Source organism: Streptomyces sp. NPDC056987, assembly GCF_042673865.1.
Classification (GTDB): domain Bacteria; phylum Actinomycetota; class Actinomycetes; order Streptomycetales; family Streptomycetaceae; genus Streptomyces.
Genome location: NZ_JBHURV010000041.1, coordinates 39541 through 59787, shown reverse-complemented (window position 1 = coordinate 59787; position 20247 = coordinate 39541). Strand labels below are relative to the sequence as shown.

20 protein-coding genes are annotated in these 20247 nt (G+C 72.8%); 7 read left to right on the top strand and 13 right to left on the bottom strand.

All coding sequences use genetic code 11. The annotated features are described in order from the left end of the window. Window positions 1-2: 2 nt before the first annotated feature. From ACFTZC_RS34155 to ACFTZC_RS34140, 4 genes are read right to left on the bottom strand one after another with little or no spacing between them, the layout of a single operon-like run. On the bottom strand, window positions 3-1001 hold the full coding sequence (locus tag ACFTZC_RS34155; protein WP_382896422.1) for a GNAT family N-acetyltransferase: 999 nt from the start codon (window positions 999-1001) through the stop codon (window positions 3-5). Beyond that, entirely contained in the window at window positions 998-1903 is a 906-nt protein-coding gene (locus ACFTZC_RS34150) for a phosphotransferase (protein ID WP_382896419.1), read from the bottom strand. The genes ACFTZC_RS34155 and ACFTZC_RS34150 overlap by 4 nt, the downstream gene beginning before the upstream one ends. A gap of 4 nt (window positions 1904-1907) precedes the next feature. Then, entirely contained in the window at window positions 1908-2762 is an 855-nt protein-coding gene (gene prcB / locus ACFTZC_RS34145) for a proteasome subunit beta (RefSeq protein WP_382896416.1), read from the bottom strand. Between the two features lie 49 nt (window positions 2763-2811). Further along, entirely contained in the window at window positions 2812-3114 is a 303-nt protein-coding gene (locus ACFTZC_RS34140; RefSeq protein WP_382896414.1) for a hypothetical protein, read from the bottom strand. 92 nt (window positions 3115-3206) lie between these two features. Here ACFTZC_RS34140 and ACFTZC_RS34135 point away from each other — a divergent pair, with 92 nt between their 5' ends. Together ACFTZC_RS34135 and ACFTZC_RS34130 are read left to right on the top strand one after the other, a co-directional pair. Then, window positions 3207-4172, top strand: a complete 966-nt coding sequence (locus ACFTZC_RS34135; protein ID WP_382896411.1) for a helix-turn-helix domain-containing protein — start codon at window positions 3207-3209, stop codon at window positions 4170-4172. Between the two features lie 191 nt (window positions 4173-4363). Beyond that, window positions 4364-6652, top strand: a complete 2289-nt coding sequence (locus tag ACFTZC_RS34130; RefSeq protein WP_382896408.1) for a transglycosylase domain-containing protein — start codon at window positions 4364-4366, stop codon at window positions 6650-6652. On the opposite strand, the gene def is transcribed toward ACFTZC_RS34130, so the two are convergent. The 8 genes from def to ACFTZC_RS34090 all read right to left on the bottom strand — a co-directional run bounded on the left by def (window position 6628) and on the right by ACFTZC_RS34090 (window position 14603). Next, window positions 6628-7284: a peptide deformylase gene (gene def / locus ACFTZC_RS34125; RefSeq protein ID WP_382896405.1), complete on the bottom strand. Its 657-nt coding sequence runs from the start codon at window positions 7282-7284 to the stop codon at window positions 6628-6630. The two genes, ACFTZC_RS34130 and def, sit on opposite strands and share 25 nt — an antisense overlap. A gap of 184 nt (window positions 7285-7468) precedes the next feature. Next, entirely contained in the window at window positions 7469-8473 is a 1005-nt protein-coding gene (locus tag ACFTZC_RS34120; RefSeq protein WP_382896402.1) for a tetratricopeptide repeat protein, read from the bottom strand. A 107-nt stretch (window positions 8474-8580) separates the two neighbouring features. After that, window positions 8581-9879: an HD-GYP domain-containing protein gene (locus ACFTZC_RS34115; protein ID WP_382896399.1), complete on the bottom strand. Its 1299-nt coding sequence runs from the start codon at window positions 9877-9879 to the stop codon at window positions 8581-8583. Next, complete coding sequence (locus ACFTZC_RS34110) at window positions 9876-11414, bottom strand: HD-GYP domain-containing protein (protein WP_382896396.1); 1539 nt, start codon at window positions 11412-11414, stop codon at window positions 9876-9878. Before ACFTZC_RS34110 ends, ACFTZC_RS34115 begins: the two co-directional genes overlap by 4 nt. 256 nt (window positions 11415-11670) lie before the next feature. Continuing rightward, complete coding sequence (gene rsrA, locus ACFTZC_RS34105; protein ID WP_382896393.1) at window positions 11671-12027, bottom strand: mycothiol system anti-sigma-R factor; 357 nt, start codon at window positions 12025-12027, stop codon at window positions 11671-11673. Next, window positions 12024-12683 carry a sigma-70 family RNA polymerase sigma factor gene (locus tag ACFTZC_RS34100; protein WP_365812177.1) on the bottom strand — a complete coding sequence of 220 codons (660 nt, stop codon included), beginning with the start codon at window positions 12681-12683 and terminating at the stop codon, window positions 12024-12026. Before ACFTZC_RS34100 ends, rsrA begins: the two co-directional genes overlap by 4 nt. A gap of 249 nt (window positions 12684-12932) precedes the next feature. Then, window positions 12933-13664, bottom strand: a complete 732-nt coding sequence (locus ACFTZC_RS34095) for an alpha/beta family hydrolase (protein WP_382896390.1) — start codon at window positions 13662-13664, stop codon at window positions 12933-12935. A gap of 123 nt (window positions 13665-13787) precedes the next feature. Continuing rightward, the gene (locus ACFTZC_RS34090) at window positions 13788-14603 is read right to left on the bottom strand and encodes an SOS response-associated peptidase (RefSeq protein ID WP_382896387.1); all 816 of its coding nucleotides are present in this window, start codon (window positions 14601-14603) and stop codon (window positions 13788-13790) included. A 149-nt stretch (window positions 14604-14752) separates the two neighbouring features. Here ACFTZC_RS34090 and ACFTZC_RS34085 point away from each other — a divergent pair, with 149 nt between their 5' ends. From ACFTZC_RS34085 to ACFTZC_RS34070, 4 genes are all read left to right on the top strand, one after another. After that, window positions 14753-15466, top strand: coding sequence for a M50 family metallopeptidase (locus tag ACFTZC_RS34085; RefSeq protein ID WP_382896482.1), 714 nt, complete (start codon window positions 14753-14755; stop codon window positions 15464-15466). A 114-nt stretch (window positions 15467-15580) separates the two neighbouring features. Further along, window positions 15581-16930, top strand: coding sequence for a 3-phosphoshikimate 1-carboxyvinyltransferase (gene aroA / locus ACFTZC_RS34080; protein WP_382896384.1), 1350 nt, complete (start codon window positions 15581-15583; stop codon window positions 16928-16930). 4 nt (window positions 16931-16934) lie between these two features. Further along, on the top strand, window positions 16935-17945 hold the full coding sequence (rsgA, locus tag ACFTZC_RS34075; RefSeq protein ID WP_382896479.1) for a ribosome small subunit-dependent GTPase A: 1011 nt from the start codon (window positions 16935-16937) through the stop codon (window positions 17943-17945). Window positions 17946-18095: 150 nt separating this feature from the next. Further along, window positions 18096-18419 (top strand): multidrug efflux SMR transporter, encoded by a 324-nt coding sequence (locus tag ACFTZC_RS34070; protein ID WP_365812171.1) that lies wholly within the window; start codon window positions 18096-18098, stop codon window positions 18417-18419. On the opposite strand, the gene ACFTZC_RS34065 is transcribed toward ACFTZC_RS34070, so the two are convergent. Next, window positions 18385-19122 (bottom strand): TetR/AcrR family transcriptional regulator, encoded by a 738-nt coding sequence (locus tag ACFTZC_RS34065; protein WP_382896381.1) that lies wholly within the window; start codon window positions 19120-19122, stop codon window positions 18385-18387. The two genes, ACFTZC_RS34070 and ACFTZC_RS34065, sit on opposite strands and share 35 nt — an antisense overlap. Window positions 19123-19258: 136 nt before the next feature. Here ACFTZC_RS34065 and hisN point away from each other — a divergent pair, with 136 nt between their 5' ends. Continuing rightward, complete coding sequence (gene hisN / locus ACFTZC_RS34060; protein WP_382896378.1) at window positions 19259-20059, top strand: histidinol-phosphatase; 801 nt, start codon at window positions 19259-19261, stop codon at window positions 20057-20059. Window positions 20060-20247: the final 188 nt, after the last annotated feature.

The window sequence follows — 20247 nt, the reverse complement described above, 5'->3', positions numbered from 1 at the left end:
CGCTACCCGAAGTGCCCGTAACTCAGGCGCTCTTCGGCCCACGCCACGCGGGAGTCGATCAGCCGCCTGAGCTTGAACCGTGCCGGGACCATGCCCCGGCCGCGCCAGAACGCGTCGCTGACCTGGTTGGCCGACGACCACTCGGCGCCGTACGCGTCGAAGCCGCGGCCCGCCGCCCACTCCCCCACGGCGGTGACCAGCGCCGTGCCCACACCGGTGGACCGGGACGGCGCGGCCACCACCGCGAGGCCGATCGTCGCCGCGCCGGTCCGGCGGGCGTCCGCGGCGGCCTGGACCAGGCCGGTCAGGCGGCCGTCCTCCTCGGCGACGAGGAGGAGCTGGGCGTCGTCCGTCAACGCCGCCGACATCGCCTCCCGGATCGGCCGCAGGTCGGAGAGGGCGGGGCGCAGGACCGGCGCCGCGGTGTGGAAGCGCTGCAACTCCACGGCCAGCTCGAACATCCGGGCGAGATCGCCGGCCCGGGCCGCGCGCAGCCGGGTCCCCCGCGGGGGCTCCGCCGGCGTTTCCGGGCCGGTGACCGGGCGGAAGCCCCTGACCTGGTCGATCCCGAAGCCCAGCTCGAAGAAGCAGGAGACCGTTTCCCGGTCGTACGCCGGGACCTCCACGGCGTGGTCGTACGCGCCGATACCGGCCAGCCGGCCCGAGAGCGCCGCGTACAGGCTCCGCCAGGTCGCGCGCCGCTCGTGCCGCTCATGCCGCTCGCACGCGTACTGGGGGAGACGGATCCGCGCCCACTGCTCTCCGGGCAGGCGGGACACGGTCGCCGCCATGAACCCGGTCAGCCTGCCGTCCCGTACGGCGGCCACTCCCGGCCCCGATCCCTGCCACTCGCCCACCAGGCGGCGGGCGACGCCCGGGTCCGCGAGATCCAGCACCCCGGCCGGGCGGCCGGCCCCGCCGTCGGCATGGGCCTCGGCCAGCAGGAGCGCGGCCCGCTCCGCGAAACCGCTCTCGAACGGAACGATCTCCAGGCTCCTCATCGGGGCAGGCCCGCCCTCCGCCACGACGCCCGCACCCGGTCGAGCGTCGCCCGGCCCGCCGGGCCCCAGGTCACCTTGCCGCCGGGCAGGCCCCGGTCACCGGCCCGGCCGATGGCGAGGAGGTTCATGCCGCGCAGCACCGCCCAGCCCCGCGCGCGCCGGATCATCGCCTCGTCGGCGTGCGCGTACCCGTGCAGGAGGCGGAGGTCCGCGCCGGCGGGCAGCAGCAGCCACGCGGCGGCCAGGTCCGTCGCCGGATCACCGGCGCAGAGGTCGCCGAAGTCGACCACACCCGCGAGGGTGCCGTCCGCGACGACGACGTTCGCCGGGTGCAGATCGCTGTGGAGCCACACCGGGGGTCCCTGCCACTCCGGGGCCGCGACCGCCTCGTCCCAGACGGCCCTCAGCTCACCGTCCAGGCCGCCGACGGCATCGGCGGAACTCTCGAAGTGCGACGTCAACGCGGCGAGGGGCACCCCACGGTGCGGCTTGACCGGTGCCTCGGCGGGCGCCTCCCGGTGGAGCAGCCGGAGGAACTCCGCCAGGGAGTCGGCCGCGGGCCCGCCCCGGGTGACCGGGGTCCGGTCGGCCGGCTCGCCGGGCACCCAGGTCGTGATGGTCCAGGGGCGCGGGAAGCGCGCGGACGGTTCGCCGACGCGCACCGGGAGGGGGACCGGAAGCGGCAGGCGAGGACCGAGTTCGGGCATCCAGCGGTGCTCGTTGCGCAACAGCGCGGGGGCCTGCTCCGTGCGCGGCATCCGTACGGCCAACTCCTCGCCGAGGCGCCACATCTGGTTGTCCCAGCCGCCGTCGACCGGTCGCAGATCCAGCCCGGCGAGGTCCGCGTGCTGCTCACGCACCAGGGTGCGCACCAGATCGTCGTCGATGTCGAAACGGTTCATGGGGTCAGAGTGTGGCAGGGGGACCGTCCGGGCGGTGCCGGCGTCCGGCGATCATCGCGCGGCTCAGAGCGGCCGTCTCGGGCTCGGGCAGCCGCTCGAAGCCGTCCTCCGTGATCACCGAGACGATGGGGTAGATCGCGCGGCCGATGTCGGGCCCGCCGGTGGCCGAGTCGTCGTCCGCCGCGTCGTACAGCGCCTGGAGCGCGGTCAGGGCGGCGTCGCGGCGGTCCATCCCCGCGCGGTACAGCTTCTTCAACGCGCCCCGGGCGAACGGGGATCCGGACCCTTCCACGTGGAAGTCCCGCTTCTCCCACGGGCCGCCGGCGACGTCGAAGCTGAAGATGCGTCCCCGCGCGCCTTCCGGGGCCGTCTCGTCGTACCCGGCGAGCAGCGGCACCACGACGAGGCCCTGCATCGCCTGGTCGAGGTTCTCCCGGACCATCCCGGCCAGCCGGTTCGCCTTCGCGTTGAGGGTCATGGGGATGCCCTCCATCTTCTCGAAGTGCGTCAGTTCGACCTGGTAGAGCCTGACCATGTCCACCGCGAGCCCGACCGTGCCCGCGAAGGCCACGGCGGTGAAGTCGTCGGTGGCATGCACCTTCTCCAGATCGCGCTGCGCGATGAGATTCCCCATCGTGGCCCTCCGGTCACCGGCGATCAGTACGCCGTCCCGGTAGGTGAGCGCCAACACCGTCGTACCGTGCGGGAATTGGTCCGCGGCGGGCCGGGCGCCCGGGGGCAGGAAGCGGCGCGTGGCCAGCAGCTCCGGGCGGTGGGCCGTCAGGAAATCGGTGAAGGAGGAGTTCCCCGGAAGAAAGAACTCGTCCCCCGGCATGGAGCCGGTCCCCGTGCTCGCCATGCGTCTCCCCCTTCGACCCCTACGACCCCTACGGCCGTGGTCCCCCGCCTCACTTCCTACCATGGGCGCGGAACGGGGAAACGCCCGTACGAACGACGGGCGCCATGGAACCGGCGGCGACACCAACTCCCGCCGTCCTCAACGGACTCGCCGTCAATCCGGCCCTCCCCGCTGCCCGTGGCCCCTGGCGCCGCTCGTGCTCCGAGCGCTGCTCCGTCGGGTGCTCCGTCGGGTGCTCCGCGCGGTGCAGCTGGCGGTCGACGGCCAGGTCCTTGAGGTGCCAGTACAGCGGCGGTGCGAGCACCAGAGCGAAGAGGGCGATAAGGGCGATAACCGTCACGAAAATGTCCATGCCCCTACTGTCGCCGCCCCGCACCCCCGGCGGCAGTGGCAGGACTGTCATCGACCATCGAATTACTGCCAACGCCCTGGCACACTGGAATCATGCTGACCAATGTGGCCGCCGTCCTCCTCGACGGCGTGCACCCCTTCGAACTCGGGGTCCTCTGCGAGGTCTTCGGCCTCGACCGCAGCGACCAGGGCCTGCCCGTCCATGAGTTCGCCGTCGTGTCGGCGGAGGGGCCCGTCCTGCGGACCCACGCCGGGTTCACCATCGGCGACCTGCACGGCATCGACCGGCTGGAGGAGGCCGATCTGATCGCGGTGCCCGCCGGACAGGAGTACGTCAACCGCGCCTACCCGCCCGAGCTGCTGGACGCCCTGCGCCGCGCCGTCGGGCGCGGGGCGCGGGTGCTCAGCGTCTGCTCCGGGGTCTTCGTGCTCGGCGCCGCCGGGCTGCTGGACGGGCGGCGCTGCGCCGGGCACTGGCGGCACGCGGAGGAGCTGGCCCGCGCCTTCCCCCGGGCGGTCGTCGAACCGGATGTGCTGTACGTGGACGAGGACCCGGTCATCACCTCGGCGGGCACCGCGGCCGGCATCGACGCCTGCCTCCATCTCGTACGGAAGGAGTACGGGCCGGAGGTCGCCAACGCGATCGCCCGCCGCATGGTCGTACCGCCGCATCGGGACGGCGGGCAGGCGCAGTTCATCGAGCGCCCGCTGCCCGCCTCACCCTGCGACACGGTGGGCGAGGTCCTCGGCTGGATGGAGCGCCACCTCGACCGGGAGATGACGGTCGAACAGCTCGCCACCCGGGCACACATGTCGCCGCGTACGTTCGCCCGCCGCTTCCAGCAGGAGACGGGGACGACTCCGTACCGCTGGCTGCTGCGCCAGCGCGTACTGCTGGCACAGGAGTTGCTGGAGGGGACGGACGAGACGGTGGACAGCGTCGCCGGGCGCTCCGGGTTCGGGAACGCGGCCGGGCTGCGCCACCACTTCCTCCGCACGCTCGGGACGACGCCGCACGCGTACCGCCGCACCTTCCGGGGCCCCTCCCACGTGGCGTGAACGTCACGCATGGCCTGAACACCCTGGGTGACAGGATCCTTAGGTCCGACCTTCCGGATATTCAAACCTGCCAGTTGTGAAGATTCCATGGAGAGCAACAACCTCCACCACCCGCCGGAACTCTCCATTCCAGAGTCCGAGCCACCACCTCCCCACGGTGGGGCTCTTGACCGAGGAGGAGGTCCGCACCGATGAGACTGCCCCACGCGCCCCGGTCGCGCCGCACCACACAGTCCCCAACGCGCACAAAACGTTCACATAAGCGTTCCCGTACGGGAGAAGTCGGCGAGCCCCCCGCTCCCGCCCGCAGACGGCTCATCGACTACCCCCGCCACGGACGGCGCGGCCTGCGGCGCTGGACACCGTCCTGGAAGCTCGTCTCCGGCGTCGCCCTGCTCTCGGCCGTGTCCCTGGGCGGCCTGCTCGCCGTCGTCTACGCCCAGGTAGAGATACCCGGCGCACACGACTCCGCCCGCCGCCAGGCCAGCGTCTACTACTGGGCCGACGGCAGCCGCATGGTGAGCGTCGGCGACGTCAACCGGCAGGACGTCACGCTCGCCCAGGTCCCCGCCTCCGTGCAGCGCGCCGTCATCGCCGCGGAGAACGCCGACTTCTACTCCGACTCGGGCGTCTCCTTCACCGGCATCGGCCGCGCCGCCCTCAGCATCATCGAGGGCGAGGAGACCCAGGGCGGCTCGACCATCACCCAGCAGTACGTGAAGAACACGTACCTCACCCAGGACCAGACGGTCAGCCGCAAGGTCAAGGAACTCGTCCTCGCGCTGAAGATCAGCAACCGGAAGACCAAGGCGGAGATCCTGGAGGGCTACCTCAACACCTCCTGGTTCGGCCGCGACTCGTACGGCGTCCAGGCCGCCGCGTACGCCTACTACGGCGTCCCCGCCAAGGATCTGGACGCCGGCCAGGCCGCGCTGCTCGCCACCCTCCTCAAGGGCGCGGACAGCTACGACCCCTCCCTCAGCCCCGCCAACCACCGCCGGGCCGTGGACCGTTGGAGCTGGGTGCTGGACCGTCAGGTCGAGACGGGCGTGCTGAGCGCCGCCGAACGCGCCACGTACAAGGATTTCCCCGAGCCGAGGAAGCCGGTCAAGCCGACCAGCCAGGCCGGGCAGACCGGCTATCTGGTCGACATCGCCAACAAGTACCTCAAGAGCCGCGGCGGCATCACCGACAAGGATCTCGCGGGCGGCGGCTACCGCGTCCACACCACCTTCGAGAAGGACACGGTGGACGCGCTGGCCAAGGCGGTCGAGAAGGTACGGAAGGACGGCCTCGACCCGGAGAAGCGCCCGGCCGACCGCCATGTGGAGGTCGGCGCCGCGTCCGTACGGCCCGAGGACGGCGCGGTCGTCGCGGTGTACGGCGGCGCCGACGCGATCACCCACTTCAGCAACAACGCGGACACCTCGGGCGTGCCCGCCGGGTCCGCGTTCAAGCCGTTCGTGTACGCCGCCGCACTGGAGTACGGCTCCGGCCCGGAGCCGAGCGGTAAGGACACCGCCCCACCGGGCCCGCTCGCGCCGGACACCCCGGTGGCCGTCCCCGCGTTCATGGGGTCGCCGCTGGCCAGGGCGATGCTGGGCACGGGGCACGCCCCGTTCGTGAACGCGGGCAAGAAGGTCGGGCTGCGGAACGTCCGGCGGATGGCCGTCTCGGCCGGGCTGCGCGAGGAGTCCATGGCGAAGCTGGAGCCGACATTCTCCATCGGCACCTCGACCCCCAGCGCCGTCCGGCTGGCCGGCGCCTACACGACCTTCGTCAACCACGGCAGCAGGACCGAGCCGTACTCGGTGGCCTCGGTCGAGCGCGACGGCGTCCCCGTCGACGGATTCACCAGGCCGGAGCCGCTCCGTGCGATGAGGACCGAGGTGGCCGCGGAGGTCTCCGCCTCACTGCTGAACACAGGGCAGAACGCCCTCGCCGCACTGGCGAAGGAGGAACTGGTGGAGCGGGAGGACCGGGGGGACCCAGGTGACCCGGCGGCCGGCGAGGACCAGGGTGTACGGGCGCCCCGGCCGGCCGGCGCGCCCGTCTGGGCGGGCGGCACCAACGCGGGCGACTACATGCGCTCGGCGTGGTTCATCGGCTCCACGGAGAAGCTGTCGACGGCGATCACGATGTTCCGTACGAAGCCGGACACCCCGCAACTCCTGGGCATGCAGGGCGTCGGCGGCCCGGACACCGAGCGCGGCAACGTCTTCCCCGTACGGATCTGGGGCACGTACCTGCGGACGGTGGACCCGGGGTCGCTGGAGCCCTCCGCCGGCCTCCTCCCGCCACGGGACGGGGCGACGTCCGGCGGCGCGCGGAACACCCCGGACGACCCGGACGCCCCGGATACCTCTGACGCCCCGGACGACCCGGACGACCCGCAGCAGGCCCAGGGACCGGGCACGGACCAGGAAGCGGACACCGCCCAGGAGCCCGGCACCGCTCAGGAGTTGGGGACGACCTCGTAGCGCGGCGTGTTCTCCGCCATCTGTCGCAGCGCGTCCTTGCGGTCGCGCTTCGACAGCCGGTCGATGTAGAGGTAGCCGTACAGATGGTCCGTCTCGTGCTGGAGGCAGCGCGCGAAGTAGCCGGTGCCCGCGACCCTGATCGGCCTGCCCTGCGCGTCCTGACCGCGGACCACCGCGTAGTCGGGGCGCGCCAGCGCGGCGTACGCGGTCGGCACGGAGAGGCAGCCCTCGTTGGAGTCGTCGAGATGGCGCTCCGACGGGGGTAGTTCCTCCAGCACCGGGTTGCAGACGGCGCCGACGTGCCGTACGCCGTCGTCGTCCGGGCAGTCGTAGACGAAGACCTTCAGGTCCACGCCGATCTGGTTGGCCGCCAGGCCCACGCCCTCGGCCGTGTGCTGGCTGGCGAACATGTCGTCGATCAGCCGGGCCAGCTCGTCGTCGAACTCCGTGACGTCCCGGCACTCCTTGTGGAGCACCGGGTTCCCGACGACGGTGATCGGGCGGGACGTGCCGCGCTCGCGGTGCGCCAGCTCACGCGCCGCCGCGTCCTCCGTGTCCACGACGAACCCGTCCCCCGGTTCCGCCACCGAGGTGCCGCTCTCGTATCCCTGGTCCGTCTCCTGCTGCGCCATGTCCGCAGTACGCCTTCCTCGGTACCGATGCTGCTTGCACGATCCCGGGCGGTGTGCCGGTGTGCCCGTACAGCCTAAGGGCAGCCCACGCAAGGCTCACCAGGTTCCCGGACCCTGCGGGTGACCGGGAGGGCAGCGGACCTGGCCCTCCGGCGCTCCCCCGGGGGCCGTCCCCGCCCTGCGGTCAGCACACCTCTTCGAGGTCGCGCCACTCCCGGCTGTCCGGGCTGTCGGCCACCCATCCGTCGAGCAGGCCGCGCACCAGCCCGGGCGGCGCCGCGATCCCGCACTCGCGCTCCGGTGCCCACAGCTCGCCGGCCGTACGGTGCCCCAGCGGCCCCGGGTGGCCCGGCTCGCTGTGGTCGTGCGGATCGAGGTGCTCGCCGTCACCCTCGGCGCTCGGCATCGTCGACTCCGAGCAGGAGCGGCAGAGCAGCCGTACGGAGGAGGACCAGTCCTCGGCGGCGAAACCGGCGTCCGCGGCCAGCCGTTCCAGGGCGTCCCGGTCCCCTTCCGTGGCCGCTTCGAGCAGCACCACCCAGGTGGGTACGGGCGAGGGGGCCCACAGCTCGATCTCGTCGAAGACCGGGTAGGCGCGGACGGCTCCGTCCGGGCTCGCGGAGGTCGTGCGCTCCCCGTTCGGCACGCCGTCGTGGAGGACGACCTCGCCCCAGCGGCGCCCCGACGAGGGCAGCGGGATCGACAGCACCTCGATCCGCGCCGGGTCGATCCGGCGGCCCCAGACCACCTCGGCCTCGCCCTCCGGGGAGAGCCGGACGGCCGCGCTGCCCAGCGCCATGCCCTCGGGCTCGCCGTTCGCCTGGACGCTGTGCGGATCGCCCGGCACGCGCAGCCCGTACGCCTGCCAGGCGCGGCGGGCCAGCGGCCAGTCCTGGAGCGCCGTCGCGGCGATCCCGACGTTCCACCAGTCCGGGGCGCCGGTCTCCTTGTCGAGCAGGGCCACGGCGCGCAGCCCGGCGGCACGCGCCTGCTCCCAGTCGTGCCGGAACTTGTGCAGCAGCGCCAGATTGAACCAGGACTCGGAGAGCCACGGTTCCAGATCGGCGGCGCGCGTCAGCAGCGCGCCCGCGTCCTCGTACCGGCCGTCACCGATCAGCGTGAACGCGCGGTCGGTGGCCTGCCGCCACGAGGCGGAGGGCCGATGCCGTACCTTCCCGAAGATCTTCACGATTCCCGCCTGCCGGTCGTCGGGCAGTGCCCCCTGACACCCTCTTCTTCCACCCTCTTCTTCGCATCCAACCATGCCCGGTCGGACGCCCGCTCATTACCCATGGGTTACCCCGCCCCACCAGCGGCCGGGCCGCCCCGGGAGAGCACGCGCGCCAGGGATTCGACCACCTCGGGCTGGTAGTCGTGCCCCGTGCCGAGCCGCAGCCGCTCCAGCGCTCCGAGCGGCCCACCCGCACTGGCACTTTCCCCGGCGAGGTCGTCGTACGCATTCACGGCGCGGATGATCCGGGCGGGGAGGGGCTGTTCGCGGTACGGATCCGCCTGGCGCTCCACCACCATCGCGACGGCGGCGGGCACTCCGGTCTGCCGGACCACGGCGCCGCCGAGCAGGGCGATACGGCGCTGTTCGGCGACCGGGAGCGGCGCGGTGGCGCCCTCGGGCACCGGGTCGACGAGGGAGAGCTGGCCGATGTCGTGCATGAGGGCGGCGTACTCCAGGACGGTCAGCTCGGGCCCGGAGAGCCCCAGCTCGCGGCCGACGGCCCGGCTGAGGTCGGCGACCCTGCGGGCGTGTCCCTGCCGGGTGTAGCCGGCGATCTCGGTGGCGCGGGCGAGCGAGGCGATGGTCTGGGCGTAGGTGGCGCGTACGGCGGCGTACCGGCGGAAGGAGAGCTGCGTGAGCAGCAGCGGTACGCAGAACACGGGCAGCGCCCAGAGTCCGGCGACGGCGACGCCGAGGGCGATCACGGCGCCGGTGGCACAGACGGCGGAGCCGATGTGCAGCAGGGCCCGCAGCTCGTCGCGGAGCAGCGGGCCGAAGGGGTGGCGGGTACGGGCGCGCACCATCAGGGCGGCCAGTACGGCGTCGCAGAGCGCGGTGAGGACCAGCAGGAGGAGGAGCAGGAGCGCGTGGCCGGGTCCGGCGCCGACGTGTTCGCGCAGTTCGCCGGAGTTGTAGAGCGGCTGGAAGCAGACGGCGGCGAAGCCGACGGTGAGCACCCGCCGGACCAGTTGGTCGGGGGTGGGGCCGTGACCGCGCGCGACATGGGGGGCGGCGCCGGCGAGGGTGGCGGCGAGGACGACGGCGACGGTCTGCAGGACGCCGTGCGTGGTCTCCTGCCCGGCGTTCTCGCCGAGCAGGGCGTAGCCGAGCGCCCCGGCGGCGGCGAGCGGCGCGGGTTCCCGTTCGCCGGGGAGCGCGCCCCAGCGGGCCAGTTCGCCGACGGCGACGAGGACGCCGAAGGCGAGGGCGACCCGGGGTTCCGCGAGGCCGTGCCAGAGGGTCGAGCCGAGGCCGGCGGCGGTGAGCAGCCCGGCCGCGCCGTACAGGGCGACGACGGTGAGGGGGAGGGCGCGGGTGCGGGCGTGGTCCGGCGGCGCCTGGACGGTGGTGGCGGCGGTCATCGTCGACCGCCACGGGGCACGCCACCGGGCGCCCCGGTGTCCGGCGCCCGGGTCCCGGTGGTCGTACAGGTTCCCGTCGTCCGGGTCTCGGTCGTGCGCGGGCCGGCCGTGCGGTACGCCCCGGCCGCCGCGCCCGGTGCGGTGGTGTGCGCCGAAGGGACGTTTCCGCGCGGCCCGGGGGCTGGTGGGGAAGGCGGGGCGGACGGGGTGGACGGGGCGGTCTCCTCGTCCGCCGTGACCGCCGTCCGCCAGCCGTGCCGGTCCAGGGCCCGTACCAGCGCCCGCACCATCGCCGGGTCGAACTGCGTCCCCGCGCACCGCTCCAGCTCCGCCACCGCCGTCGCGACCGGCCGCCCGCGCCGGTAGGAACGGGTCGAGGTCATCGCGTCGAAGGCGTCCGCCACCGCCACCACCCGGGCGAACTCGGGAATCCGGTCCCCGGCGAGCCCGTACGGGTATCCGCTGCCGTCCAGCCGCTCGTGGTGGTGGAGGATCGCGCCGCGCGCCTCGCCGAGGAAGGCGATGCCCCGCACCATCTCGTGCCCGTACTCGGGGTGCAGTTCGATGACGCGGCGCTCCTCGGGGGTCAGGGGGCCGTCCTTGCGGAGCACCCGGGTCGGTACGCCGAGCTTGCCGACGTCGTGCAGGATCCCGGCGAAGCGGAGGACCTCGATCCGCTCCCGCTCCATGCCCATCTCCCGGGCGATCAGCACGGAGGCGTGTCCCACGCGCTCGCTGTGTCCCCGGGTGTACGTGTCCTTGATGTCGACGGCCTGGACGAGCGCCCTGATCGTGGCCTGGTGGGCGGCGCGCTCGCGGTGGTACTGGGCGAAGACCCAGCAGGAGATGTACATCGGCAGCAGGACCAGCAGCGCCGACAGCGGCCCGTACGGGCTGCGCCACAGGACGGCCATCATCAGTCCGGCCAGCCCGTGCGCGGCGTGCGGGGCGAGGGAGCTCGCCAGCAGTCCGCGCCAGGCGGTGCGCGGGTCCATCCGCTCGGCGACGACGAGGATGGAGCCGTCCAGCGCGGTGACCACCAGGCAGAAGGCGAGGGCCGCGGCGCCCGCGGGGAGCAGGACGTACGGGAAGTCGGGCACGGTCAGCCCGTACCCCCCGCCGCCGAGCGCGACGGGGCCGCCGAAGACCGCCTGCGCCCGGGACGCCGCCCAGGTGGCGAGGGCGAGCTGGGCAGCGCGCCAGATCCGCCGCGCGCTCCGCGGCCGCTGCTCGATCCGGCCGAGCAGCGCGCCGGGCACGGCGACCAGCGCCGCGGCGGCGGGCGGCAGCAGCAGGGCGGCGGCGAGCAGCACGGGGAAGAACGACCCGGCCGCGACGGGTACGGAGCCGTTCAGCGAGCGCCCGAGGACGCGGCAGCGGGCGGGCAGCTCGCAGAGGGCGTAGACCACGGCGAGCAGCCCGGCGGCGAGCCAGGGGGTGGAGCCGGGTTCGCGCAGGGCGGGCTGGACACAGGCGGCGGCGCAGAGCGCGGTCACCAGAATGTACGCGCGCGCCGCACCCGGTATGGCCCTCACGCGTCCCAGCCCCCTCCCTCGACGCCGCCCAAACAGAGGGTCAGGCTAGCGAGTTGGGGGGCGATCATCGGGTAATTGGCGCTGATTAGCACCTTCGGGTGAATAAGGTGCTATGGACCATGACGGGGGCGCACCGCGCAGCGCGCGATACGCCCCCGTCATGGTCCACCGGCGTCCCGAGTCCACCCGCGTCCCGAAGGACACGGTCCCGACGAGGGGACGGTCCCGAGGGGGGGACGGTCCCGAGGGGGACGCGTCACTCCTTGGCGACTCCGGGCAGGCCGGTCCCCGGCAGCTCGCCGCCGGCCGCCGTGGTCACGGCCGTCGTCGATGTCACGTCGTGGTCGGGCACCGCCTCGCCCGAGCGGATCAGGTCGATCCGCCCCAGTACCTTGGCGCGCAGGTCGGCCGGTACGTCGTCATGGCCGCAGCACCGTTTCACCAGCTTCTTCACGGCCTGCTCCAGGCCGTACTTCTCCAGGCACGGGGAGCACTCCTCGAAGTGGACCTCGAACTTGGTGCAGTCGCTGTCGGGCATTTCCCGGTCGAGGAACTCGTAGAGGTGGTCGAGAACCTCGGCGCAATCCGTCTCATGCGGCTCTCCGCAGCTCATGAGCCCGAACCTTTCCGATCGTCCGACGACTCCCCGGCACCTGCCGGGACGAGCCCGCGGTCACGGGCGTAATCCTCCAGCATGCCGCGCAACTGGCGGCGGCCACGGTGGAGTCGTGACATCACCGTACCGATGGGTGTCCCCATGATGTCCGCGATCTCCTTGTACGCAAAGCCCTCTACATCGGCGAGATAGACGGCGATCCGGAACTCCTCCGGAATCGCCTGGAGCGCCGACTTCACATCGGAGTCCGGGAGGTGGTCCAGCGCCTGCGACTCGGCGGAGCGCAGCCCGGTCGACATGTGCGACTCGGCGCGCGCGAGCTGCCAGTCCTCGATCTCCTCGGCGGCACTGCGCTGGGGTTCGCGCTGCTTCTTGCGGTACGAGTTGATGAAGGTGTTCGTGAGGATGCGGTACATCCACGCCTTGAGGTTGGTGCCCTCACGGAACTGGTGGAAGGACGCGTACGCCTTGGCATAGGTCTCCTGCACCAGGTCCTCGGCGTCGGCCGGATTGCGCGTCATGCGCAGCGCGGCCGAGTACATCTGATCGAGGTAGCCCAGGGCGTCCCGCTCGAAGCGGGCGTTGCGCTCGGCAGTGGTCTCTTCGATGTGGCCGTCGTCCGTCGCTCCGTCGGTCCCAGTGACCGGACCCACCTCCTCCAATGCCCCGGCGGATCCAAAAGCGGACCCACTCGAATCGGAGAATAGTCGACCTTGCCGGGACGGGGCCTGTCGGTCCGCTCCGGCGCCGGCCCGACCCGGGGCGTTCCGGGCCGCGGAAAGCACCGTCCACTCCAGGTCAGTGGCGTCCTTGCGGCGCGGGCAGATGGTCGAACCCATACGACGGACTCCCTCTCGATGCGCTGTGTACCGACGTTCGTCACAACAGCGACCCCTCGCGCATCATTCCCGCCGGGAACCGCCCAGGGCCGCCAGCCACCGGGCGACGCCCCCGGTGATCACTTCCAGGGTGCCGTCCGGTCCGAGCGGTGCCTTCTTGGGTACGGCGAAGGAGTGATCGCCGTACGGCACCTCAAGGAGCCCGTAACCGCCTCCGGAGGGTTCCGGCGACCGCGTCACCCCCTCCGGCGTCTCCCCTGTCTCCCCGGGCGCCCACTCCACCGCCCCCTCGGGGAACTCCGCCGGCTTTCCGAAGGGATCGTTGCCTCCCTGTACGACCAGGGTGGGCACCCCGGAGCCCAGCAGCTCCGCCGCCCGGGACTTCTCGGGACGGCCGGGCGGGTGCAGCGGGAAGCTCAGCGCCAGTACGGCGCGGGCGCCCAGCTCGCGCGCCGTACGGCAGGCCACGCGCGCCCCGGCGCTGCGCCCGCCCGCGACGAGGCCGAGCCCCGGCCGCTCCAGCGCGGGCCACACCGCCCGCCAGCCGGTGTCGAGGGTCGCGGGCGCGGGCGCCACCTTCTTCCCCGCCACCCGCCAGGGCTGCTCCACCAGAGCGACGGTCACCCCGAGCGGCGGCAGCGCCACGGCGAGGGCCCGCAGGTCCCGCGCCTCGATCCCGCCGCCCGCGCCATGGCCGAGGGCGAGGACGAGGTGCGGGTCGGGGGCGGGGTGCCAGGTGATCCTGGCGTCCCCGGCGGGGGTCTCCACGGTCTCGGCCGTCGGCTCCCGAGGCATGTCACGATTCACACGGGTCACAAGGCGGTCCTGGGCCACACGGTCATCCTGAGTCACAGAGCCATCCTGCCGCCCCCGGGCCCTCCCCACCCCTGGGCCCCTCCCCGGGCCAGAGCACGCTCCTCAGAACAGCGTGCTCTCCTCCGGCGCGGCCAGCTCCTCCAGCAGCTCGGGCCCGTTGTTGCGGACGCTGCTGACCGCCGTCGCGACCGGGTACGCCCGCATCAGCCCGGCCGGCGGCGGCTCCAGCAGCCCCCGCAGGTCGTCCGGGTCCGTACGGGCCGGGTCCAGCCAGGCGTCCCAGCGCTCCGGGGTCAGCATCAGCGGCATCCGGGGGTGGATGTCGGCCAGCGCCCCCGGCCCCTCCGCGGGCGCCACCGCGAGCGGGGTCCGCTCCGCCTCCGTGGTGATCACCGAGCAGGTCGCCCACCAGGCCAGCGGGTGGTCGGGCGGCAGCGTCGGGTCGCGCCAGAACTCGTACACCCCGGCCAGCGCCATCACCGAGCCGTCGGCGGGGGTGACGAAGTACGGCTGCTTCCGCGTCCGCTTCTTCTTGCCCTGCTCCTCCAGCTGCCGCTCGTCGGAGCCGGTGACCCACTCGTAGTAGCCGTCGGCGGGCAGGATGCACCGCCGCGAGGCGAAGGGCCGGCGGAAGGACGGCTTCTCGTGGACGGTCTCGGCCCGCGCGTTGATCATCCGGGCGGCGCCCTCCGGCGTCTTCGACCAGGACGGGACGAGCCCCCACCTGAGCCGTCGCAGCTGGCGTACCGGACGGGGCGTGGGCGCGTCCTTCAGGGGGCGCTCAAGGATCGCGTAGACCTCTTTGGTGGGCGCCACGTTCCAGTCCGGGGCGAGCGTCTCCTCCGGCTCCCACTTCTCGATGCCGAAGATCCCCTGAAGGTCCTCGGGCCGGCGGCTCGCCGCGTACCTGCCGCACATTCCCCATCAACCACCTTACGAACTGCCTGTGCGTTTCCCGTCCGCCGGAACGGTGGGCGGCGGCTGAGCGTCTTTCCCCCGTACCGCGTATGAGTGCCAGACTGCCACGACGTACCCCCAGTTGAGGAGCCGCCCGAGAAATGGCCAGCATCGACCCGACCTCGCTCGGCGATCTCTGGGATCGCGTCTTCGGCACCCAGTCGGCACCGGACGAGTGGCTGGTGATCGCCACGGCGGCCGTCGCGCTCGTCGCCGTGGTCCCGCGCGCGCTGTGGCGGCTCTCCCGTAACGCCATCACCATCGCGCACGAGGGCGGCCACGGGCTGATAGCCCTGTGCACCGGGCGCAGACTCGACGGGATACGGCTGCACTCCGACACCTCGGGCCTCACCGTCAGCCGGGGAAAGCCCACCGGCCTCGGCATGATCCTCACCGCCGCCGCCGGCTACACCGCGCCGCCCCTGCTGGGGCTCGGCGGCGCCTGGCTGCTCGCCGCGGACCACATCACTCTCCTGCTCTGGCTGACGACCGCGCTGCTGCTCGCGATGCTGGTGATGATCCGCAACGCGTACGGGGCACTCACCGTGATCGTCACCGGTGCCGCCTTCCTCCTCATCTCCTGGCTGACCAGCCCCGACGTCCAGGCGGCCTTCGCGTACACCGCCGTCTGGTTCCTGCTGCTCGGCGGCGTGCGCCCGGCGTTCGAGCTCCAGTCGAAGCGACGGTACGACGGCGCCGGGGACTCGGACGCGGACCAGCTCGGCCGGCTCACCCACACGCCGCCGACGCTGTGGCTGCTCTTCTTCCACGCCGTCTCGCTCTGTTCCCTGATCGGCGGCGGACGCTGGCTGCTGGACCTGTGAGCCCGGACCTGTGAGCACTGCGGCGCCGAACCGCCTATCACCTTCACATTACGCCCGGGTTGCTGCGTATTTGATCAGGATCCGGCACCGTCAAGAGCCACTAAAGTGTGGGTCATGACCGAAAGCTCCGTGCAGTCCGCCCTCTGGCCCGCCCCCTACGCGAGCGGGGCCGTCGACGCGACGGTCACCGTGCCCGGATCGAAGTCGGTCACCAACCGCGGCCTCGTCCTCGCCGCGCTGGCCGCCGAGCCCGGCTGGCTGCGCCGTCCGCTGCGCTCCCGCGACACGCTGCTCATGGCCGAGGCGCTGCGCGCGATGGGCGTCGGCATCGAGGAGACCGTCTCGTCCAGCTCCGGCGGCGGCCCCAGCGGCGAGGCGTGGCGCGTGATCCCCGCCGGGCTGAGCGGCCCCGCCGCGGTCGACGTCGGCAACGCCGGTACGGTGATGCGCTTCCTGCCGCCCGTGGCGACCCTCGCCGACGGGCCCGTCCGCTTCGACGGCGACCCCCGTTCGTACGAGCGTCCGCTGCACAGCGTCATCGACGCGCTGCGCGCCCTCGGCGCCCGGATCGACGACGACGACCGCGGCTCGCTCCCGCTGACCGTGCACGGCAGCGGCGCGCTGGACGGCGGCACGGTGGAGATCGACGCCTCCGCCTCCTCCCAGTTCGTCTCGGCGCTGCTGCTCTCGGGGCCGCGCTTCAACCAGGGCGTGGAGGTGCGCCACACGGGCTCCCGGCTGCCGTCCCTGCCGCACATCCGGATGACCGTCGACATGCTGCGCGGGGTCGGCGCGCAGGTGGACGAGCCCGAGACGGGCGGCGAGCCGAACGTCTGGCGGGTCTCCCCCAGCGCGCTCCTCGGCCGCGACCTGACGGTCGAGCCCGATCTGTCCAACGCCCAGCCGTTCCTGGCCGCCGCGCTGGTCACCGGCGGCCGGGTGACCGTTCCCGACTGGCCGGTACGGACCACCCAGCCGGGCGACGCGCTGCGCGAGATCTTCACCGCCATGGGTGGCTCCTGCGAGTTCACCGAGACGGCCGGGGGCACCAGCCTCACCTTCACCGGTACGGGCCGGATCCACGGCGTCGACCTCGACCTGAGCGAGGTCGGGGAGCTGACGCCCGGCATCGCGGCGGTCGCCGCGCTCGCCGACTCGCCGTCCACCCTGCGCGGCGTCGCCCATCTGCGGCTCCACGAGACGGACCGGCTGGCCGCGCTCACCAAGGAGATCAACGAGCTGGGCGGTGACGTCACCGAGACCGCGGACGGTCTGCACATCCGCCCGCGCCCGCTGCACGGCGGCGTGTTCCACACGTACGACGACCACCGCATGGCGACGGCGGGTTCGATCATCGGCCTCGTCGTGGCCGGTGTGGAGATCGAGAACGTCGGCACGACCGCCAAGACCCTGCCCGACTTCCCGCGGATGTGGACAGAGATGCTCGCGGGAGCGGGTGCCTGAGGGCATGCGGCGCTACGGCAAGAACCCCGACGAGGACGACATCCGCTCCCGCCCCAATCCCAAGGGGAACCGGCCGCGTACGAACATCAGGCCCAAGCACGAGGACGCGTCGGAGGGCATGGTCCTGACCGTCGACCGGGGGCGGCTGACCTGTCTCGTCGAGGACCGGGCCGTCGTGGCGATGAAGGCGCGCGAACTGGGCCGCAAGGCCGCCGTGGTGGGGGACCAGGTCTTTCTCGTCGGGGACCTGTCCGGCAAGAAGGACACGCTCGCCCGGATCGTACGGATCGAGAAGCGCCGCTCCGTGCTGCGGCGCACGGCGGACGACGACGACCCGTACGAGCGCGTGGTCGTCGCCAACGCCGACCAGCTCGCCGTGGTCACCGCGCTCGCCGACCCGGAGCCGCGCCCCCGGCTGATCGACCGCTGTCTCGTCGCCGCGTTCGACGGCGGGCTCGAACCGCTGCTGGTCCTGACCAAGTCGGACCTCGCGCCGCCGGACGAACTGCTGGAGACCTACCGGGCGCTGGGCATCCGTCATGTCGTCACGCGCCGGGACGAGCTGATGAGCGGTCACGCGGCCGATCTCGTACGGGAATACCTCGACGGCCGGGTCACAGCCTTCGTCGGCCACTCGGGCGTCGGCAAGACGACCCTGGTCAACGCCCTCGTGCCGGACGACAGGCAGCGGATCACCGGTGACGTCAACGCCGTGACGGGGCGCGGCCGGCACACCACCACCTCGGCGCTGGCGCTGCCGCTGGCCAAGGCGGAGGGCTGGGTGATCGACACCCCCGGCATCCGCTCCTTCGGCCTGCACCATGTCGATCCCTCGCGGGTCATCCTGGCCTTCCCCGACCTGGTGCCGGGTACGGAGGGGTGTCCGCGCGCGTGCAGCCACGACGAGGCGGAGTGCGCGCTCGACGCGTGGGTGGCCAAGGGGCACGCCGATCCGGCCCGGCTGTACTCGCTCCGGCGGCTGCTCGCCACACGCGAGCGGCGCGAGGGCGACTGACGGCGCCGGGCCAGGGCCGTGTTTGCGGGCCGACGCGACTGGTAAGGGCATAATCACCATCAGGAGGGACAGCCCTGTCACAGTTGGTCACAGACGGTCGGCGGCAGACCCGACGCGCCGGGCGGTCACTGACGTGGGGAGACGTTTGACATGGCGTGGCTGCTGGTTGTGGTGGCGGGAATCCTGGAGACGGGCTTCGCCGTCTGTCTCAAGCTCTCCCACGGATTCACCCGCCTCTGGCCGACGATCGCCTTCGCGGCCTTCGCGCTCGGCAGCTTCGGACTGCTGACCCTCGCCCTGAAGAAGCTCGACGTGGGCCCGGCGTACGCGGTGTGGACGGGCATCGGCGCGGCCGGTACGGCGATCTACGGCATGGTCTTCCTGGGCGACCTCGTGTCCGTACTCAAACTGATCTCCATCTCGCTGGTGATCGTGGGCGTCATCGGGCTCCAGCTCTCGGGCTCGGCGCACTGAGCAGCGCGGACGGCGGGGCCGTGACGGCGGTACGGACCAGCGGTCCCACGGGTTCGGCGCCGGGCGCGACGAGATGGGCGAGCGCGAGCCGCATGGCCAGTTCGCATCGGTAGAGCAGTTCCGTACGCCCGTACGCGGTGAACCGGCTGTGGCCGACGGGGCCGGTGTGGCCCGCGTGACCGTGTTCGCCACGGCCGTGCTCCGGACGGCCAGGGTCCGGGCGCCCGTGATCCTTGCGGGTGGGGTCGAGCGCGGCCGCGGATCTGTCCCGTACGAGTGCCACGAGCTCGGTGGTGGCGGGCGGTCCCGCGTCGGCGCGGCGCTGCGCCGGGATGCCGGACGGGATCGCGTCGGGCCGTGCGGGGCGCGGGGCGGGCAGCCACTCGCCCCAGCAGCCGGTGAGCAGCGCCCGCAGCAGCGGCCGGGCGCGCGCCTCCCCCACGGTCCACTCGGCGACCGCCACCAGCCGGTCGGCGGCGTCCGCGCGTTCGCGCAGCAGCCGTTCCACTCCGTGCAGGTAGCGGTCCGCCTCACGCCGTACCAGGGCGCGGGCGAGGCCGTCCTTGCTGCCGAACTCGTTGTACAGGGTCTGCCGGGAGACCCCGCCCGCCGCCGCCACGTCGACCATGCGCACCGCGGACCACGGCTGGTCGGCGAGGGCCGAAAGGGCAGCACTGAGCAGGGCTTCACGCGCGCTGGGCATCATCGCCTCCGGGGCCGTGGCTCTGCGCACAGAGTTGACGGACCGTCGCTCACTGTCAAGACCGTCGTCGGGTTCCGGCCGACCGGGCCGAGGGGCCCGTGGCAGCTCCACCGCCCCGGTGGATACTGTGGCGCCCATGCCCGACTACCACGATGACCTGCGTCTCGCCCATGTACTGGCGGATGCCGCCGACGCCGCGACGATGGACCGGTTCAAGGCTCTGGACCTGAAGGTCGAGACAAAACCGGACATGACCCCGGTGAGCGAGGCCGACAAGGCGGCCGAGGAGCTGATCCGGGGCAACCTCCAGCGGGCGAGGCCGCGCGACGCGATCCTGGGCGAGGAGTACGGCGTCGAGGGCACGGGCCCGCGCCGCTGGGTCGTCGACCCGATCGACGGCACCAAGAACTATGTACGCGGGGTACCGGTCTGGGCGACGCTGATCGCGCTGATGGTGGCCGGTGAGGGCGGTTTCGAACCGGTCGTCGGCGTGGTGTCCGCGCCGGCGCTGGGCCGCCGCTGGTGGGCCGCGAAGGGCGGCGGCGCGTACACGGGGCGCAGTCTGTCGTCCGCGACGCGGCTGCGTGTCTCGGACGTGTCGCGCGTACAGGACGCGTCGTTCGCGTACTCCTCGCTGACCGGCTGGGAGGAGCAGGGCCGGCTGGACGGTTTCCTGGATCTGTCCCGGGCGTGCTGGCGGACGCGCGGTTATGGCGATTTCTGGCCTTACATGATGGTCGCCGAGGGCTCGGTGGACATGTGCGCGGAACCGGAACTGTCGCTGTGGGACATGGCCGCGCCCGCGATCGTCGTCCAGGAGGCGGGCGGCAGCTTCACGGGCCTCGACGGCCGTCCGGGCCCGCACAGCGGCAACGCGGCGGCGTCGAACGGGGTCCTGCACGAGGAACTCCTCGGCTACCTGAACCAGCGCTACTAGCCCGGCGCCACCGGCGAGGGGTTGTTTGTCCGCTTTACGGGCGCCCCCGCCCCCGCGCCGCCCGCCCCCTTGTTGACTCAGGGCAACCGTGTCACTCTGAGAGTCCCCCCACTTGTGAACTTGTGAATCGTTTCTCCAGGTCCCTCCGCTCCCCGCGGGACCCCGGAAGCCGGCTCACCAAGGAGGTG

Excerpts from the sequence above, each read along its gene's own strand:
- ACFTZC_RS34155 (WP_382896422.1), bottom strand. The coding sequence starts at position 1,001 with ATGAGGAGCCTGGAGATCGTTCCGTTCGAGAGCGGTTTCGCGGAGCGG.
- ACFTZC_RS34150 (WP_382896419.1), bottom strand. The coding sequence starts at position 1,903 with ATGAACCGTTTCGACATCGACGACGATCTGGTGCGCACCCTGGTGCGT.
- prcB (WP_382896416.1), bottom strand. The coding sequence starts at position 2,762 with ATGGCGAGCACGGGGACCGGCTCCATGCCGGGGGACGAGTTCTTTCTT.
- ACFTZC_RS34140 (WP_382896414.1), bottom strand. The coding sequence starts at position 3,114 with ATGGACATTTTCGTGACGGTTATCGCCCTTATCGCCCTCTTCGCTCTG.
- ACFTZC_RS34135 (WP_382896411.1), top strand. The coding sequence starts at position 3,207 with ATGCTGACCAATGTGGCCGCCGTCCTCCTCGACGGCGTGCACCCCTTC.
- ACFTZC_RS34130 (WP_382896408.1), top strand. The coding sequence starts at position 4,364 with ATGAGACTGCCCCACGCGCCCCGGTCGCGCCGCACCACACAGTCCCCA.
- def (WP_382896405.1), bottom strand. The coding sequence starts at position 7,284 with ATGGCGCAGCAGGAGACGGACCAGGGATACGAGAGCGGCACCTCGGTG.
- ACFTZC_RS34115 (WP_382896399.1), bottom strand. The coding sequence starts at position 9,879 with ATGACCGCCGCCACCACCGTCCAGGCGCCGCCGGACCACGCCCGCACC.
- rsrA (WP_382896393.1), bottom strand. The coding sequence starts at position 12,027 with ATGAGCTGCGGAGAGCCGCATGAGACGGATTGCGCCGAGGTTCTCGAC.
- ACFTZC_RS34095 (WP_382896390.1), bottom strand. The coding sequence starts at position 13,664 with ATGCCTCGGGAGCCGACGGCCGAGACCGTGGAGACCCCCGCCGGGGAC.
- ACFTZC_RS34090 (WP_382896387.1), bottom strand. The coding sequence starts at position 14,603 with ATGTGCGGCAGGTACGCGGCGAGCCGCCGGCCCGAGGACCTTCAGGGG.
- aroA (WP_382896384.1), top strand. The coding sequence starts at position 15,581 with ATGACCGAAAGCTCCGTGCAGTCCGCCCTCTGGCCCGCCCCCTACGCG.
- rsgA (WP_382896479.1), top strand. The coding sequence starts at position 16,935 with ATGCGGCGCTACGGCAAGAACCCCGACGAGGACGACATCCGCTCCCGC.
- ACFTZC_RS34070 (WP_365812171.1), top strand. The coding sequence starts at position 18,096 with ATGGCGTGGCTGCTGGTTGTGGTGGCGGGAATCCTGGAGACGGGCTTC.
- ACFTZC_RS34065 (WP_382896381.1), bottom strand. The coding sequence starts at position 19,122 with ATGCCCAGCGCGCGTGAAGCCCTGCTCAGTGCTGCCCTTTCGGCCCTC.
- hisN (WP_382896378.1), top strand. The coding sequence starts at position 19,259 with ATGCCCGACTACCACGATGACCTGCGTCTCGCCCATGTACTGGCGGAT.